This is a genomic window from Aeromonas sp. Prich7-2 (assembly GCF_017939255.1).
GTDB lineage: Bacteria > Pseudomonadota > Gammaproteobacteria > Enterobacterales > Aeromonadaceae > Aeromonas > Aeromonas caviae.
In genome coordinates this window covers 1-457 of the sequence record NZ_JAGKRI010000199.1, presented here as the reverse complement: position 1 = coordinate 457, position 457 = coordinate 1, and the positions used below count along the sequence as shown (strand labels likewise).

Annotated in this window: 2 pseudogenes; both read right to left on the bottom strand. The window is 44.2% G+C overall.

The features are described 5' to 3' along the window. Nucleotides 1-166 precede the first annotated feature (166 nt). Nucleotides 167-316: pseudogene (locus tag J9892_RS20570) on the bottom strand (IS630 family transposase); the annotation flags it as partial. A 9-nt stretch (nucleotides 317-325) separates the two neighbouring features. Continuing rightward, a pseudogene (locus tag J9892_RS20565) lies at nucleotides 326-457 on the bottom strand (IS4 family transposase); the annotation flags it as partial.

Genomic DNA, 457 nt, shown 5'->3' with positions numbered 1-457 from the left:
GTCGAAAGAATATTGGCATCTTTTGGGAGTTCTAAGTTTCGACCCGTCACTGGTAAATTCTGGCGCATAAGAACCTCAAGGGTTGGCTGTTTTATTTTATTGTTTTCGGCATTAAGCCCAATTTCTTGAGCGTTACGATAAAGCTAAATAACTGATCCCAATAGTGCTACACCTTCGCTGTGCCATAGCCATTCCCCGGGAAAGGAGACACGGTATCCATGAAGTGTTTCACTCGGGCCAGCAGGTTTGCCATCCCTCTGCATTGATGATTGCGCGTGATGGTTTCATGTAACTTGTGCCATAGCCGTTCTACATGTACAGAACCTTAAGCGGCAAGCGAATTAATAATACCGTCTAACGTGTTGTTTTTCTTGGATTTTCTCTGCCTACTCTTTTTGCCGTTTTTGGATAAATACACCATTGCCCACTCCAACTTCTCTGTTATTTCCTGCCACGC